Source organism: Marinobacterium aestuariivivens, assembly GCF_042661465.1.
GTDB classification, from domain to species: domain Bacteria; phylum Pseudomonadota; class Gammaproteobacteria; order Pseudomonadales; family Balneatricaceae; genus Marinobacterium_A; species Marinobacterium_A aestuariivivens.
Genome location: NZ_JBHSWE010000001.1, coordinates 220,883 through 235,960, shown reverse-complemented (window position 1 = coordinate 235,960; position 15,078 = coordinate 220,883). Strand labels below are relative to the sequence as shown.

Below are 15,078 nucleotides of genomic sequence, written 5' to 3'. Positions count from 1 at the left end.
CATTATGCCACCTCATAATCCATTTGCCGATATATTAACCGGTGATCTGATGTATTAGCTGGTGGAAACAAGAGGTTAAAAAATATACAGCCGTATACTTTGATTGTCGTTTTTAGGTAACAAATAAAATGACAGGATCTAATCGATTATGAGTATCCTGCAACCAGTCCGGGTCCGGAGGGTTGCAGCCCTCGGGAGGCTATGCTGTAATGCGCTCGATTTGGCTGTCAATGCTACCGGGCGGTTGTTTAACTCGGGTGGATGACGGAAAGCAGGTCGAGTAAATGGAAAGTCGCTCGAGTCTGGACTCCGGGCAGTATTCAGGGAAACTTAATCGTTGCCTGTCAGTATTGGATGCCGGCAATAAGGGAATCCCGGGTGAAAGAAAAAAATGCTTTCACTGGTTTGAAATAATTTGGATTTATAGTATTTTCCTAGAAGCACTCGCGTGCACTAAGAAAAAACTAGAATTCACTACTAGTAAGTTGAATCATTGAAGGGGAATGTTGATGAAAAAGTCACTGATCGCTCTGGCTGTTGCTGGCGCCATGACTGCTCCGATCGTCGCTCAGGCCGACGCTACCCTGTACGGTAACGTCGAAGTCGAAGCGATCTTCGGTGATAACTTCGCTACTGGCGAAGGCGCTGATGCCGACCTGGAAGTCGACGACGCCATCATCGGCGTCAAGGGTGCTTCCGACCTGGAAAATCTGGAAGGCGTTCAGGCCTACTACCAGATGGAAGTCGAATTCAACCGCAACGCCGATCCGTTCGGTTCCACCGACACCGGTTCTGTCGTTACCCGTAAGGCCCTGGTCGGCCTGGAAAGCGATTTCGGCTACCTGATCTTCGGTCGTCAGAACAACCTGGCGAACGCTGCCGAAGTAATGGACAAGTACGCCGAGTCCTTCTCCACCAACAACTACTTCGCTGTTGTTGACCGTCTGGGTAACGCTGCTTCCTACGTCACTCCGAAGTTTGCCGGTTTCGAAGCCTACGGCCAGATCGTTGTTGACGGCGAAGGCGACGATGCCCGTGACGACGTTGATGGCGGCACCGTCGGCTTCAACTACAACCTGGGCGGCTTCGGCGCTTCCGTTTCCTACATGGAATGGGACGACGGCCTGGGCGACACCAACGAAGTTTCCACCGTTGGCCTGGGTTACAGCATCGCTGACCTGACCCTGGAAGGTCAGTACCAGAACGCTGAAAACAACTCCACCAACATCGATTCCGACATGTGGGGTGTAGGCGCTGCCTACGCGCTGGGTAACGCCAAGATCGGCGCGACCTACATGGATTTCGAGATCGACGATCTGGACGTCGAGTCTGACGAGTGGGGTGTTTACGCTTCCTACGCGCTGGGCAAGAAAGCGTCCGTCAAGGCTCAGTACACTTCTGCTGACGTCGACGGCGACAGCGGCGACTACGACAAGTTCGTTGTAGGTTACAACGTTTCCTTCTAATCGCCGTTGCGATTGATGGTAAGAAAGGGTTCCCTTCGGGGAGCCCTTTTTGCATATAAGGGCAGGCTGGCCCTTGTTGCTTCTGGCGCGGCGGTCGTCATTCGGATCTCCTGCTGTTGCGCAGGTGCGAAATGCTATAAAGTAGGCCAGAGGCGAGGCTGAAGAAGCTCAAGGATTGCAAATGATGACTTTGTGCAGGTCGGTGGTGCTGGGGACGGCTCTGCTGTCGGCCACGCTGGTTGCGGCGCAGGAGCCAACCGAGCCGAACCCCGACCCTGGGAGGGGTTCAATCGTGCCGTATTCCAGTTCAACGATACGATCGACCGCTATGCCCTGAAGCCTGCGGCGCAGGGGTATCGCTTTGTGATGCCCGATCTGGCCGAGCAGGGGGTGTCGAACTTTTTCGACAATCTCGGCGATCTGGGGGTGCTGGCAAACAATCTGCTGCAGCTGAAGCTGCATGACGCGGCGAGCGATACGGCGCGCATCACGATGAATACCATTTTTGGCCTCGGCGGTGTTTTCGATCTGGCCACGCCGTTCGGGCTCGAAAAGCATAATGAGGATTTCGGGCAGACCCTGGGGTACTGGGGAGTGGCGTCCGGCAATTATCTGGTGCTGCCCTTGTTCGGGCCCAGTACGGTACGTGACGGCATAGGCCTGATACCCGATAGTTACCTCGATCCGGTGGGTGAGGTCGATCATATACCGACCCGCAACAGCCTCTATGGTCTACGGCTGGTCGATACTCGGGCCGGGTTGCTGAAGGCCGAGGAAATCATCAGCGGTGACCGCTATCTGTTTATCCGGGATGCCTATCTGCAGCGCCGGGAATATCTTATCAACGATGGTCGTGTTGACAGTCAGTTCGATGCCGATGACTTCTGATTGCTGCATTGAAACTTGCTGTTAATGGGCGTAGTGTGCAAGCTCATGAATACGTGGCTTTCCCTATTGCGGGCTGCTTTATGAGTCACTCCTGTCACCGGATCCTGCTGGTGGAATCGGATACTCGACTCGTCGATCAGGTGTTCGAGCTGAGCGAGCAGGTGGATTCGTTTCGATTGCAGATTCTGCTGGCGGCGGACAGCGGTCGGCTTGACGATATGCTTGAGCACTACGATTTCTCGCTCGTTATCGTGAATCTGCAGCGGCTGGCCTCGGCATCCGATCTGACCGATCTCTGCATTCGCGTGCATCCCAAGCCCGTGCTGGTACTGGTGCCCGAGCTGGATGCCGGTCATCTTGTGCTCGGGTTGCGTGCCGGGGCCAGCGATGTCTTCAGTTACCGCTGTCTCGATATCGAGGCCCAGGCCTTCGTCGCAGCGCTGTCGCGCCTGCTGAGCCGGGCGGCACAGCTCGAGGCTCTGCCGCGATACCGCGACACCCTCGAGCGCAGTCTCGAAGAGTTGCGTTCCGATCAGCTGGCAGCGCAGCAGGTGCAGCAGAACCTGCTGCCGCCGCTGTCGCAAACCATCGGTGGCGTGCGTTTCGATTACGAACTGACGCCGTCGCTCGTGCTGAGCGGCGACTTCGTCGACGTGGCGCCGCTGGACGATAATCTGACGCTGTTTTATCTGGCGGATGTTTCCGGGCATGGTGCATCGTCGGCGCTGGTGACCGTATTGCTCAAGAACATGGCCAGTCGTGTGCAGCGTGCACATCAGCGCAATACGGCCCTGGCGGATATCTCCACCACCTCGGCTCTGCATGTGCTCAATCGGGAGTTGCTGGATACGGGGCTCGGCAAGCATTTTACGGTATTTGCCGGTGTGCTCGATGCGCGAGCGTCGGTGCTCAAGTATGCGGTAGGTGGCCATCATCCCATGCCTATCCTGCGCCAGGCGGGCGAGGCGAGGTTTTTGCCGGGGAGGGGTATGCCGGTCGGGCTCTTCGACGAGCCCTTCTTCGACGAGTGTGAAGTGAAGCTGGCGGACGAGTTTTCGCTGACACTGTTTTCCGATGGCGTGCTTGAAGTCATGGATGGAGGATCGCTGGCGGAGCGAGAGCAGCGGTTGCTCGACCTGATCGTCTCGGGACTGATCAGGCCCCGGGAGTTGCATCAGCAGCTGCTGGGGGACGCAGAGTGTCCCGATGATATAGCGATCATGACTTTGTCACGGGGTTTCCCTGATGCGTGAAGGTTCAATATTTTTCGCTCGCCAGGGCGGAAGCTACGTCTTGAAGTTCGTCGGCGAAGTGCGCCTGACGCTCTGTACGAGCCTTGACCGGCATCTTGAGCAGGTGCTGTCCAATGGTGGGGTCGAGCATATACTGGTCGATCTGACCGAAACCGATACGATCGACAGTACGTCGCTCGGGCTGATTGCGAAGCTGGCCGTGTTTGCCCGTCGCCTGTCGCTCGAGCAGCCAACCCTGGTTTCTACCAATGAGGATGTGACCCGTATACTCGACTCCATGGGCTTCGAGCGTATTTTTCTCCTGCTGAATACTCTGCCGACCAGTCTGGTCGACCTCAAGCGCGTGCCCTTTGTACAGGAGTCCGAGGCGGCGGTGCGCGAGCGCATTATCGATGCTCACAAGGTGCTGATGAGTCTCAATGAGTCCAATCGGGAAGCCTTCGTTGATCTGGTGACGACGCTCGAGTGCTACCCCTGAGTTTTTAGGAATTATTCCTATAGTATCCTGCGCGGAATCCTCTAGACTGAGTTCCTGTAGGGCAAGCGCACAGGGATGTGATGGTGCTTTTGAAAGGAAGCCGGATTGCCCGATCATTACTCAGGGATGCGAGTAATGACCGGCACGGATGCCGGGAGAAGGGCCCGATGGCAGGATGCCTAAGGGCCCTTTGTTTTTGTAGGGTGGAATGAGCCCGAAGGCGAATTCCACCGGTCGTCGGAATTCGCCCCTTCGGGGCTCATTCCAACCTACGGTCTGTTAACTTCCTTCTGGTAGCTATACTTCAGCCAACACCTTTTCCAGTTTTATCTGGTCCGCCGTGAAGTTGCGGATTCCTTCCGCCAGCTTTTCGGTTGCCATTGCATCTTCATTCATCTGCCAGCGGAAGTATCTTTCGTCGAGTGCCTGTTTCGGATCGTCGCTTTGCACTCGGCTGGCATTGAGGCGCTCCTCCAGCGGAGCCTGGGTCTGATCCAGTTCCTGCATCAGTGCCGGGCTGATGGTCAGACGGTCGCACCCCGCCAGGGCCTGGATTTCGCCGATATTGCGGAAGCTCGCTCCCATGACCACGGTGTCGTAACCGTGGTGCTTGTAGTACCGGTAGATGCGGCTGACGGACTGAACGCCGGGGTCCCGCTCGCCGCTGAAGTCGGCAGCATTGTCGCGGGCGCGATGCCAGTCGAGAATGCGTCCGACAAAGGGGAGATCAGGTAGGCGCCAGCATCCGCGCAGGCCTGGGCCTGGGCAAACCCGAACAGCAGCGTCAGGTTGCAGTGAATGCCCTCCCGCTCCAGTGCCTCGGCGGCGCGGATGCCTTCCCAGGTCGAGGCGATCTTGATCAGAATGCGGTCCTTTTCGATACCGGTCTGCTGATACAGTTCGATCAGCTTGTGTGCCCGGCCGATGGTGGCGTCGGTATCGAATGACAGGCGAGCATCGACTTCGGTCGATACCCGGCCCGGTACCAGTTGCAGGATCTCCCGGCCGATCAGCACCGCCAGCTTGTCCGTCATGTTGTCCAGCTGCGTCTGCTGGTCTCCACCCCGGCTGCGGGCCCAGTCGCGCGCCTGGTCGAGCAGCGGACGATACTCCGGCTGCTGGCTGGCCTTGAGCAGCAATGACGGGTTGGTGGTGGCATCGACCGGGCTGAACTGGCGGATCGCTTCGATATCGCCGGTGTCGGCGACAACGGTGGTGAGGCTCTTCAGCTGTTGCAGTTGGCTTTGCATGGGCTTGTTTCCTTTAATGGGTGGTCCCGCAGCGTACCCGGGGCGGGCTGATTGCGGGATTAATCGGATATCCGTTCCATGGCGGCTTTCAATACGTCGATGCCGGCGCCGGGCTTGTGTGCGTTCTCGCTCAGGTGTCGGCGGAACTGGCGGCCGCCGCGCTGGGCGTGAAAGAGTCCCAGCAGATGGCGGCTGATATGGCCGAGATAGGTGCCTGCGGCCAGTTCTCGTGCTGTATAGTCGAGCATCTTTTCCATTACGTCGGCCCGGGTCGGCACTGGCTGCTGCGGGTCATGGAGGCGTTGATCCACCTCCGCCAGCAGGTAGGGGTTCTGATAGGCTTCGCGACCGATCATAACGCCGTCGACATGCTGCAGGTGCTGCTCGCACTGGTCCAGAGATTTGATGCCGCCGTTGATGATGATCTCGAGATCGGGAAAGGCCTGTTTTATGCGATAGACCCACTCATACTTGAGCGGCGGAACTTCGCGGTTCTCCTTCGGGCTCAGGCCCGCCAAAATCGCCTTGCGGGCATGAACGATGAAGGTTCGACAGCCCGACTGGCGTACGATCTCGATAAAGCGTTGCAGCTCTTCGTAGCTGTCCATCTCGTCGATGCCAAGCCGGTGTTTGACGGTCACCGGGATGCTGACGGCGCTCTGCATGCGTTCCAGGCAGTCGGCAACCCGTTGCGGATGGGCCATCAGACAGGCGCCGATCATGTTGTTCTGCACGCGGTCGCTGGGACAGCCTACATTGAGGTTGATCTCGTCGTAGCCATGATCCTCTGCCATCCGGCTGCATTCGGCCAGGGCGTCGGGGTCGCTCCCGCCAAGCTGGAGTGCAATGGGATGCTCTGCTTCGTCATAACGCAGGAAGCGCCTGGCATCCCCGTGCAGCAGTGCACCGGTGGTCACCATCTCGGTATAGAGCAGCGCGTTCCGGCTCAGCTGGCGATGAAAGTAACGGCAATGGCGGTCCGTCCAGTCCATCATCGGCGCGACGCTGAAGCGCCGATTCACCGTATCCCGCGTGGCTACTGGGTTAACGGCTGTTTTTGCTGGGGTTTCTGCTGTCTGATTTATGTGCATTTTCAGGCGTTTTATGGCGTTTTTCGGAGTCAGTGCTAAAAAGTGCTGACGAAAAATGTCCAGCATTGAGCTTTTGGCACTGGCGGGCTGATGACCACTTCTGGCAAGCGAACACTCAAAGACGGGCCCGCTCGGGTCACGGCTCAGATCCGCATCCGGCGGAATGGCGCCATTGTATATCAGGAGGCCGCATCGTTCACCTCGATGGCGCAGCGCCTGAAAAGTCGTTGTGCGGGATTGACTTTGAGCGTGGCAATGTGAAACTCGGCGTCGGCGCAGATGTTGCGTTACCGGCTGCTCGAACGGTGCGTTCGTCTGTCGTTCGAGCCCAGACTATACCTGCCTGGAGAGGGATGATGTCCAATGAGAAAGTGACGGGTCTGGCCCGGTTCTACTATGCGACCTGTTACTCGTTCAAGGGAATGCGGGCGGCGTTCGTGCATGAGCCCGCGTTCCGCTACGAGATCTATGCATCATTGCTGCTGTTGCCGGCGTCCTTCTGGGTGGCATCGTCGGCAATGGGACTGGCGATGTTGATGTCGAGCTGTCTGCTGGTGCTGATGGCGGAGCTGGTCAATTCTGCCATCGAAGCAGTGGTCGATCGGGCGGGGCTGGAGGTCAACGAGCTGGCGGGGCGAGCCAAGGATCTTGGTTCGGCGGCTGTTTTCGTGACGCTGCTGATCGCGGGGCTGGTCTGGAGTGCGGCGCTCTGGGAGAAGCTGATGGCGGGCTGAGGTGTGTAGGAGCAGCGCCTCGCCGAGAATGGCCACAATGCCTATATTCGCGGCGAGGCGCAGCTCCCGCTACGAAGAGCTCATGTCCGGCAGGTTGCGGGCGTAGAAGATCTCACGCATCTCGCGAAACAGGTTCTCGGTGATGTTGCTTATCTCGTCTTCGCTCAGGTCCCGGGTCGTGGTGCCGAACAGGTACTGATTCAGGTCGAAGTCGTTCAGCATCAGCTTGGTGTGGAAGATGTTTTCCTGATAGACGTTCACGTCGACCATCTGGTACTGGTCACGAATATCCTGGCTGATGAAGTTCTGGATCGAGTTGATGTCGTGATCGATGTAGTGCTTCACGCCGTGTACATCGCGGGTGAAACCCCGTACCCGGTAATCGATGGTCACGATATCCGACTCCAGCTTGTGAATCAGATAGTTCAGTGCCTTCAGTGGCGAAATGACGCCGCAGGTGGATACCTCGATATCGGCACGGAAGGTGCAGATGCCGTTGTCCGGGTGACTTTCCGGATAGGTGTGGACACAGATATGGCTCTTGTCGAGGTGCGCAACCACGTAGTCCGGCTGCAGCGGGCCGGGCTTTTCGGTCTTGTCGACCATGACGGAGTCCTTAAGCGGCTCTTCAGATACCAGAATCGTGACACTGGCACCCTGGGGCTCGTAGTCCTGGCGAGCGATGTTCAGGACATTGGCGCCGATGATATCGCAGACTTCGGTCAGGATCTCCGTCAGCCGGTCGGCATTGTACTGTTCATCGATATACTCGATGTACTCGGCCTTTTGCTCCGGAGTGCGGGTATAGCAGATATCGTAGATGCAAAAGCTCAGGCTCTTGGTGAGGTTGTTAAAACCCTGCAATTTGATTTTGCCACTGGGTGTCAACGTTCGGGCCTCCAAAAAATAACGCGCCTCTCGGGCGCGATGGACGTTAACAGTGGGATATACCCAAAAGATGTGTGCTGATTGTAGTGCAACCAGGGAGGCGGAATAAAGTAAATGTTGTTCATCACCGACGATCGTCCCGTCCCGTCCCGTCCCGTCCCGTCCCGTCCCGGATTGGAGGGGTGTTGCCTGTTGGCGACAGCTGGTTCTGGCTCTACTTCAGGTATTTAGGTGAAAACCTATATTGAGTGTCGCTTAATGGAAACGAATACCTGAGGGTGTCGGCTTCACCCCGGGCTTTCGCTAAATCGGTGGTGGCAGAAGAAAATTCTTTAAAATCAACGAGATGATGCTCTGGTGTTGCTGGGTTCGTGACCGTCTCAGGTTTTTCGGATGCTTGGCATATTCCTTGCCAAATTCTAATTGAGTGATTCTAAACCTCCAGGGACCAGGTGCAGATCCATTTCGAAGCTAGGACAAATTGCCGAAGAACCGAAGAGGTAAAAGCCATGAGAAATCCCACCAAGCAGACAAGCCTGCTCGCGCTTTGCAGCGCGCTCAGTCTTATTTTTGCCCTCGCGACTGGCGCGGTGCAAGCAGACGATGGCGCCTCCGCCGATTCCGGTGCCAGTGCCGAGGCCAGCTCCGACTCGGGCAGTGCTGGCGCCGGTGATACTGGAGACAGCGGGGATACCGGAGACGCAGAAGGCGGCGGGGATGCCGATGATGCCGGTGCCAGTGCCAGTGCCAGTGCCAGTGCCAGTGCTTCCGCGTCCGCCAGCGCGACCGGCGACGGCGCCAGTGCTTCCGCTGAAGCCAGTGCTTCCGCTGAAGCCAGTGCGTCTGCAGATGCCGGTGTCAGCGGTGAGGGTGAAAGCGGTCTCGGCGCCAGCGCCAGTGCCGAAGCCAGCGTCGATGACGGTCTGAGCTCGGCCAGCGCCGATGCCAGTGCCGAGGCTTCCATGAACGACGGTGACGGCGCGGGCTTCGCATCTGCCGGCGCCAGTGCCGAAGCCAGCGTCGATGACGGTCTGAGCTCGGCCAGCGCCGATGCCAGTGCCGAGGCTTCCATGAACGACGGTGACGGCGCGGGCTTCGCATCTGCCGGCGCCAGTGCCGAAGCCAGCGTCGATGACGGTCTGAGCTCGGCCAGCGCCGATGCCAATGCCGAGGCTTCCATGAACGACGGTGACGGCGCGGGCTTCGCATTTGCCGGCGCCAGTGCCGAAGCCAGCGTCGATGACGGTCTGAGTTCGGCCAGCGCCGATGCCAATGCCGACGTCTCCGTCGTTGAAAGCCAAGACGGTCTCGGTGGTGAAGCCTCTGCCGATGCCGATGCCCTGGTCGATGTCTCCGACGAGGGGGCGCTCGAAGCCCGGTCGTCTGCCGGTGCTGATGCGGCTCTGACCACGGACGATGGTACCCGTTCCGCTTCTGCCGATGCCAGCGCCCTGGCCAGTGTGTCGGATACGGGTGAAACCCAGGCCCTGGCCGAGACCTCTGCAAATGCAGAAAGCAGTTGTGGCGGTGACGGCGACGACTGCGCCACCGGCGTCAATGCAAACTCGATGGCGAAAACCATTGAAACACCGCATATGACCATGAGTCTGGCGAAAAGCCACACCACTGCCACCGCAGAGGGTGCGACTGCCACGTCGAACTCCTGGCCAAGGCGAAGTATCTCCATACGCCCGGTCAGGAAAGCGCATCGGTCATGACCAATACCAGCGCCGAAGCGAACATCACGTCTGAAGACGGAGATGTCAGTGCCAGCGGCGACGGTGAGGCGACAGCCATTATCGAATGGTAAGGCCTCGGGAGTCGTCTCGATGATTGCAGGGCGGCCGGCGCTTTTCAGCCCGGGCTGCCCTGCCTCGCATCGGGCGCAACCAGCGAATCAGCAAGGGAGATTTCAGATGTCGTTACTTAGCTTTATCCGGTCCTGCGCAGTGGTGTTTCTGTCTGCGATGCATCTGGGGCCTGGTGTTCAATACAGCGAAGCTGCGCAAGACAGCAAGATAACAGCCACGGGCAGTAAGCCGTCGCAGGTGAAGGTGTCGGCCAGCGCGCATGCCAGCACCAGTGCTTCGTCGTCGACCAGCGCTGGCAAAGAAAGCGGTTGCCGTGCCCGGTCGAGCGCCAGTGCCGAGGCCCGCGCCGGCGATCAATACGACCGTGATGAGGATCATGACGAGGCTATCGAGGAAGAGGGCGGTTGCAGCGCCCATGCCGAATCGAAGGCCAGTGCCAGGAGCGGTCCGAACAACTGACGGGCTGCCAGGAACAGGAAATGGGTGGGCTCCGATGAACATGACAACGAAATGGCCGGCGGTCGTTCGACCACTGGCGCTGAGCGTTATGGCAACGCTTTTGACGGCTTGTGCAGGCCTGGATCAGCGGGCGCGACTGTTGCCCGAGGAACAGGGAATATACGCATCGACAGGGGAGCAACTGGTGCGCCTGAACGGTTCTCCGGAATGGGAAAGAGAGACCTGGGCTCAGCGCTCCAACCTCGGTCCCCGCACGGACTTCGTGATCTACCATCCCGCGGTGGCGCAATTATCTGGCGGCGACGCAGCAACGGCTATCCGGTTGGAACAGGTGTCCTGGGTGCGAAGCGAGGTTGCGGCCGATGGCGCGGTCACACCGGTGCCGGCCAATACCTGGGCGACGTCCCGCCTCGAGGCGTTCCGGGTGCCGCTGGAGTTTCAGCGCGTGGACCTGCGCCGCGACATGCTGGTAGCGGTCCCGATCAGGCCCTTGCAGCCGGGGCTCTATTCGTTGAAGTTCCGCACGGCCGAAGGGGTATACAACACTCGCGTCGGGATCGGCTGGCCGACCGTGAACAGGAAAGACTATGCAGCAGCCACCTGTGTCGACCGTTATCCCGGCACTGGGCAGCTGTATCGCCGGTGCGGCCAGCAGCCGCTCGCTGCTGCCTCAGGCGGCCTGAACCTCTACCTTGTGACGCCCCAGGCGATGGCTTCCCAAGAGGGGCGCGCGATGGTCATTCAGGGCGTGATCGTCAACGAGTCCGACACCGCTCAGCCGGTGCCGCCGCTGTCGGGCTATCTGCACCGCAGCGACGGGCAGGTACTGAGGCGCTGGCAATTTGCCGCTCCCGCTGCGGAAATCGGGCCTGGCGAGTCGATATCCTTTCGTTCCGAAGTACCGGATCCGCCACCGGGAGCTCACAGCGTTCGGGTACGCTTTATCGGGAAGAGCGATGCCTTGCGGCAGTAGTGTGCGACGATAGAGGGTATATACGCAATAACGCACTAAATGCTATTCAGGGCAATCGCACTATCACGAGGCGATGACAAGATCGTCAGGGTCGATGTGGTCGGGCCTGTCTGACACGCCGTGAACTCGTCCCTGAGGGCTCGGCTGCCGCCGTCCTGGCGGCAGACGGTCAGCCAGACCCGACCACATCAGCCTCGGAGAGCCCGGTGCCGGTACGAAAACGGCTTAGTTCCGGCATTTGCAGAAACCGTTGCCATGCTGCCGAACCCCAAGCCTTTCTTCGAATCCCTCCCCGATCCGCGCCGGACCACGCAAAACAAGCTGCATGGGCTGTCGGACATCCTCGGTATCGCCCTTTGTGCAACACTCTCCGGCATGGATGACTGGGAAGCCGTGGCAGAATTTGGCCGTACCAAGGAGGACCGGTTGCGACAATTCTTGCCGCTGCCCAACGGCACCCCTCCCACGACACCTTCGGGCGCGTCTTTTCCCTGATCGACCCGGAGGCGTTCGAGGCGGCGTTTTTCGATTGGGCCGCCCGTGCCCGAATCGGCGGCGACAGGCAGGATCAACTGGCACTGGACGGCAAAGCCGTCCGCCGCTCCCATCGTGGTTCAGCGGCTCGTGCACTGCGCCTGCTTCATGCCTGGTCCTGTGAGGCTCGCCTGTTGGTGGCTCAACGCCGGGTGGACGCGAAGGCGAACGAGATCACGGCCCTGCCCGAGATCCTGTCCTTGTTCGACCTGGACGGCGTCACGGTGACGATCGACGCTATCGGCTGTCAGAAAACGGTGGCCCGGCAGATCACCGAGGGCGGTGGCGACTATGTGCTGGCCCTCATCCGGCGCTTCGCCCTGAACCTCCTGCGCCAGGCCAGGGGCTCCAAACCCGGGGTCAAGAATAAACGGCTGCGTGCTGCCTATGACGACGCCTTCCGGGCCTCGGTGCTGCAGCTGACGCCGCGAGTGCACGGATGGTTCTCGCCGCCGGCTTGCCTGGCCATTGTCGGGTAGCGAACCGGGTTCGGTGCGCCTGTCGGTTGGCACCGCGTTGTCGAGGGGTGGGGGTACCGCTTCAGGGCGACCGTCTGCCGCCAGGGAGGGCGGCAGCAGAGCGGTCAGGGACGACGTAAAGCGTGTCGCCCGGAAACGGTACCGCCGGCCCGGACTGGCTCTCGCAGTCGTCAGGTAGTGCGATTGCCACGAAATGCTATTGCGAACAATTATCAGTAAGGTTATTATTTGTCCCGCTCGTAAGTGATCGGCAATGTTCGGACCTCACCTCACTGACGCATTGCCGAGCAAAAGGGTCCTGCCTTTGGCGGGGCGGGGCCCACCCCCTCAATTGAGGACGATTGGGATCTCTTCACAGATCCCTCAGGCTCTTATCACTTTGCATGTTGCAAGCCGGCCCTTCGAGGCCGGTTTTTTTGTGCGCCCGGCACGGGCGCACTCCTGAGGTGCAAGTCCTCCCGTAAGCTGGCCACAGCGAACGAAGTGAAGCGCAACTGCGCAAAGGTGACTGACCGTGGGGAGGAAGCGTGGAGCGTAAACCGTGAGCCGATGAACAAGAATCGGATATGAGGCGCCGCCGAGCAGGGCGAGCGGGCAAGAAGCCGCGAAGCTCTCGTGGCCAAGGCGAAGTGGCGTATATCCGGCGGTTGTGCGGTGAAGGCGTGTGTTCTTACCCGGGGAGGTCTCGCCTTGTGCCTGAAAGGGCGACGTGGAGACACGGAGCGAGAAGTCAGCAGAGGCCATAGTAGCCGCCGGCAAGGGGCGAAGGGCCAAACGAGAAGGAGCGTCAAACGTCTTGTCGACGAGAACGGTAATGCATCAGATGCCCGCCTGCGCGGGGCGGGTCGTGCCCGGTCAGGGTGAAGCCCTGCCCCAAACGGCCAGCGATGAAACCGGCCTTGCGCGACAAGAGTCGGAGGACGCAGGGCGAGACCTGCTGAGGCAGGTGCTCGCGAGAGAAAACATGCAGCGTGCCTGGAAACGCGTGAAGGCAAACAAGGGTGCCGCAGGCGTTGATGGTCTGGATATAGCCCAGACCGGGACGTGCCTGAAACAGGCATGGCCAAGCATCCGACAGCAACTGCTGGACGGCACGTACAGGCCCCGGCCTGTGCGGCGTGTGGGCATCCCGAAGCCAGACGGAAGTGAACGTGAGTTGGGTATTCCCACTGTGACCGACCGTCTGATACAGCAGGCACTGTTGCAGGTGCTGCAACCGTTGATCGATCCGACCTCCAGCGAGCACAGCTACGGGTTTCGCCCCGGTCGCCGGGCGCGGGACGCGGTGCTGGCCGCGCAGCGCTATGTCCAGCAAGGTTGCCACATCGTGGTCGATGTTGACCTGTCGAAGTTCTTCGACCGGGTCAATCACGACATCCTGATCGACCGACTCAGTAAGCGCGTGAAGGACGCCGGGGTGATCCGGCTGATTCGTGCCTAACTGAACGCGGGGATCATGGAAGGCGGCGTGGTGATCGAGCGGGTGGAGGGCACGCCGCAAGGCGGTCCGCTCTCACCGCTGCTGGCCAAGGTGTTGCTCGATGAGGTGGATCGTGAGCTTGAGCGTCGAGGGCACTGCTTTGCCCGTTACGCTGATGACTGCAATGTATACGTGCGCAGTCAGAAGGCGGGCGAGCGGGTGATGCGCCTGCTGCGGCGTTGCTACGATAAACTGCGCCTGAAGATCAATGAATCCAAAAGTGCGGTGACCCGCGTGTTCAGCCGCAAACTCCTTGGCTATGCCCTGTGGCAGGGTCGGGATGGCGAGGTGCGGCGCGCGGTATCGGAAAAGGCGCTGAAGGCGTTCAAGCAAAGGGTCAGGCAACTGACCCGACGAAACGGCGGACGTAGCATGGCCGAGGTGGTCGAGAAGCTGCGACGCTATCTGTTGGGCTGGAAAGGCTACTTCGGCTTGGCACAGACGCCGCGCATCTGGCGCAGTCTGGATGGCTGGATACGTCGCCGCCTGAGGGCCCTCCAGTTCAAGCAGTGGCGCCGGGGCAAGACGATCTACCGGGAGCTGATCGGCCTGGGGGCTGGTGGGTGGCGCAATCGGTAGCGGCGCTGAGCCGCCGCTGGTGGCATAACAGCCTCTCGGCGGGGCACCATGTGCTGACGATTGCCTACTTTGACCGGCTGGGGGTGCCGCGTCTCTCATGACCTCAACTTCTCGAACCGCCCGGTGCGGACCCGCATGCCGGGTGGTGTGGCAGGGGAACGGTCAGCAGTGCTGACCGCCCCTATGCCGATATGTTCAGGACGAACGGTATGCCGCGGGCGCATGGATGCGCACGACTACAAGGATGTAGGAGGTAGGGTGACGCAGGATGCCAAAACCGAGGAGCGGCGATGGTGACAGGTCAGGCGTTACGGGTCACCGGAATTTCAGCCAAAATCGAATCCGAGCTGCTCTTCGCTGCGTCCTTCATGGCGATAGCCGCGCTGGCGCTGTTGTCGTGCGATGCTGCTGAGCAGGCGGCGCGCCTCCTGGTAGGAGGGAAGTACCGTATGGGTAACGCTGGCTTCGTCTGCCTGGCAGTCGACCCAGCTCTGGCTCAGGATCCAGTCACCGACAAGATCCTGATACAGGCGGACGACGAAGTATTCCTGTTCTTTGCGCCAGCGTACTATCAAGGGGCTTTTACCCTAACTCAAACGGGGGAGAATATCGCGGTATCAAAACGCGGCGGCCTGTCGGCAGCCATTGTGCATCCATGGCCGACAGACGTAACGGCGCATTGAGCCCGAATCCTGAGTATTTGTAAAGCCCCGGA

General features: G+C 59.7%; 12 protein-coding genes and 3 pseudogenes. 12 read left to right on the top strand and 3 right to left on the bottom strand.

Going from position 1 to position 15,078, the window contains the following annotated elements; all coding sequences use genetic code 11:
• Positions 1 to 509: 509 nt before the first annotated feature.
• From ACFQDL_RS01260 to ACFQDL_RS01245, 4 genes are all read left to right on the top strand, one after another.
• Positions 510 to 1,466, top strand: a complete 957-nt coding sequence (locus ACFQDL_RS01260; protein ID WP_379907442.1) for a porin — start codon at positions 510 to 512, stop codon at positions 1,464 to 1,466.
• A gap of 192 nt (positions 1,467 to 1,658) precedes the next feature.
• Positions 1,659 to 2,354, top strand: coding sequence for an MlaA family lipoprotein (locus tag ACFQDL_RS01255; RefSeq protein ID WP_379907441.1), 696 nt, complete (start codon positions 1,659 to 1,661; stop codon positions 2,352 to 2,354).
• Positions 2,355 to 2,434: 80 nt separating this feature from the next.
• The gene (locus ACFQDL_RS01250; protein ID WP_379907440.1) at positions 2,435 to 3,607 is read left to right on the top strand and encodes a PP2C family protein-serine/threonine phosphatase; all 1,173 of its coding nucleotides are present in this window, start codon (positions 2,435 to 2,437) and stop codon (positions 3,605 to 3,607) included.
• Complete coding sequence (locus ACFQDL_RS01245) at positions 3,600 to 4,085, top strand: STAS domain-containing protein (RefSeq protein WP_379907439.1); 486 nt, start codon at positions 3,600 to 3,602, stop codon at positions 4,083 to 4,085. Before ACFQDL_RS01250 ends, ACFQDL_RS01245 begins: the two co-directional genes overlap by 8 nt.
• Before the next feature lie 297 nt (positions 4,086 to 4,382).
• On the opposite strand, the pseudogene tal reads toward ACFQDL_RS01245, so the two are convergent.
• Together tal and dusA are read right to left on the bottom strand one after the other, a co-directional pair.
• Positions 4,383 to 5,335 (bottom strand): annotated as a pseudogene (gene tal, locus ACFQDL_RS01240) (transaldolase).
• A 59-nt stretch (positions 5,336 to 5,394) separates the two neighbouring features.
• Positions 5,395 to 6,426: a tRNA dihydrouridine(20/20a) synthase DusA gene (dusA, locus tag ACFQDL_RS01235; protein WP_379907438.1), complete on the bottom strand. Its 1,032-nt coding sequence runs from the start codon at positions 6,424 to 6,426 to the stop codon at positions 5,395 to 5,397.
• A 356-nt stretch (positions 6,427 to 6,782) separates the two neighbouring features.
• Here dusA and ACFQDL_RS01230 point away from each other — a divergent pair, with 356 nt between their 5' ends.
• A complete protein-coding gene (locus ACFQDL_RS01230; protein ID WP_379907437.1) occupies positions 6,783 to 7,160 on the top strand; it encodes a diacylglycerol kinase in 378 nt (125 codons plus the stop codon).
• Positions 7,161 to 7,229: 69 nt separating this feature from the next.
• On the opposite strand, the gene speD is transcribed toward ACFQDL_RS01230, so the two are convergent.
• Positions 7,230 to 8,048 (bottom strand): adenosylmethionine decarboxylase, encoded by an 819-nt coding sequence (speD, locus tag ACFQDL_RS01225; RefSeq protein WP_379907436.1) that lies wholly within the window; start codon positions 8,046 to 8,048, stop codon positions 7,230 to 7,232.
• Positions 8,049 to 8,557: 509 nt separating this feature from the next.
• Between speD and ACFQDL_RS01220 the strand changes: the two genes are divergently transcribed.
• The 7 genes and pseudogenes from ACFQDL_RS01220 to ACFQDL_RS01190 all read left to right on the top strand — a co-directional run bounded on the left by ACFQDL_RS01220 (position 8,558) and on the right by ACFQDL_RS01190 (position 15,046).
• Positions 8,558 to 9,766, top strand: coding sequence for a hypothetical protein (locus ACFQDL_RS01220; protein ID WP_379907435.1), 1,209 nt, complete (start codon positions 8,558 to 8,560; stop codon positions 9,764 to 9,766).
• A 336-nt stretch (positions 9,767 to 10,102) separates the two neighbouring features.
• On the top strand, positions 10,103 to 10,318 hold the full coding sequence (locus ACFQDL_RS01215; RefSeq protein WP_379907434.1) for a hypothetical protein: 216 nt from the start codon (positions 10,103 to 10,105) through the stop codon (positions 10,316 to 10,318).
• Positions 10,319 to 10,352: 34 nt separating this feature from the next.
• A complete protein-coding gene (locus tag ACFQDL_RS01210) occupies positions 10,353 to 11,291 on the top strand; it encodes a hypothetical protein (protein WP_379907433.1) in 939 nt (312 codons plus the stop codon).
• Between the two features lie 255 nt (positions 11,292 to 11,546).
• Positions 11,547 to 12,304: pseudogene (locus ACFQDL_RS01205) on the top strand (ISAs1 family transposase).
• 814 nt (positions 12,305 to 13,118) lie between these two features.
• A pseudogene (gene ltrA, locus ACFQDL_RS01200) lies at positions 13,119 to 13,988 on the top strand (group II intron reverse transcriptase/maturase); the annotation flags it as partial.
• 168 nt (positions 13,989 to 14,156) lie between these two features.
• Positions 14,157 to 14,363: a group II intron maturase-specific domain-containing protein gene (locus ACFQDL_RS01195; RefSeq protein WP_379912797.1), complete on the top strand. Its 207-nt coding sequence runs from the start codon at positions 14,157 to 14,159 to the stop codon at positions 14,361 to 14,363.
• A 290-nt stretch (positions 14,364 to 14,653) separates the two neighbouring features.
• Positions 14,654 to 15,046: a hypothetical protein gene (locus tag ACFQDL_RS01190; protein ID WP_379907432.1), complete on the top strand. Its 393-nt coding sequence runs from the start codon at positions 14,654 to 14,656 to the stop codon at positions 15,044 to 15,046.
• Positions 15,047 to 15,078 lie beyond the last annotated feature (32 nt).

Excerpts from the sequence above, each read along its gene's own strand:
- ACFQDL_RS01220 (WP_379907435.1), top strand. The coding sequence starts at position 8,558 with ATGAGAAATCCCACCAAGCAGACAAGCCTGCTCGCGCTTTGCAGCGCG.
- ACFQDL_RS01260 (WP_379907442.1), top strand. The coding sequence starts at position 510 with ATGAAAAAGTCACTGATCGCTCTGGCTGTTGCTGGCGCCATGACTGCT.
- ACFQDL_RS01195 (WP_379912797.1), top strand. The coding sequence starts at position 14,157 with ATGGCCGAGGTGGTCGAGAAGCTGCGACGCTATCTGTTGGGCTGGAAA.
- ACFQDL_RS01190 (WP_379907432.1), top strand. The coding sequence starts at position 14,654 with ATGGTGACAGGTCAGGCGTTACGGGTCACCGGAATTTCAGCCAAAATC.
- dusA (WP_379907438.1), bottom strand. The coding sequence starts at position 6,426 with ATGCACATAAATCAGACAGCAGAAACCCCAGCAAAAACAGCCGTTAAC.
- ACFQDL_RS01230 (WP_379907437.1), top strand. The coding sequence starts at position 6,783 with ATGTCCAATGAGAAAGTGACGGGTCTGGCCCGGTTCTACTATGCGACC.
- ACFQDL_RS01245 (WP_379907439.1), top strand. The coding sequence starts at position 3,600 with ATGCGTGAAGGTTCAATATTTTTCGCTCGCCAGGGCGGAAGCTACGTC.
- ACFQDL_RS01250 (WP_379907440.1), top strand. The coding sequence starts at position 2,435 with ATGAGTCACTCCTGTCACCGGATCCTGCTGGTGGAATCGGATACTCGA.
- ACFQDL_RS01210 (WP_379907433.1), top strand. The coding sequence starts at position 10,353 with ATGAACATGACAACGAAATGGCCGGCGGTCGTTCGACCACTGGCGCTG.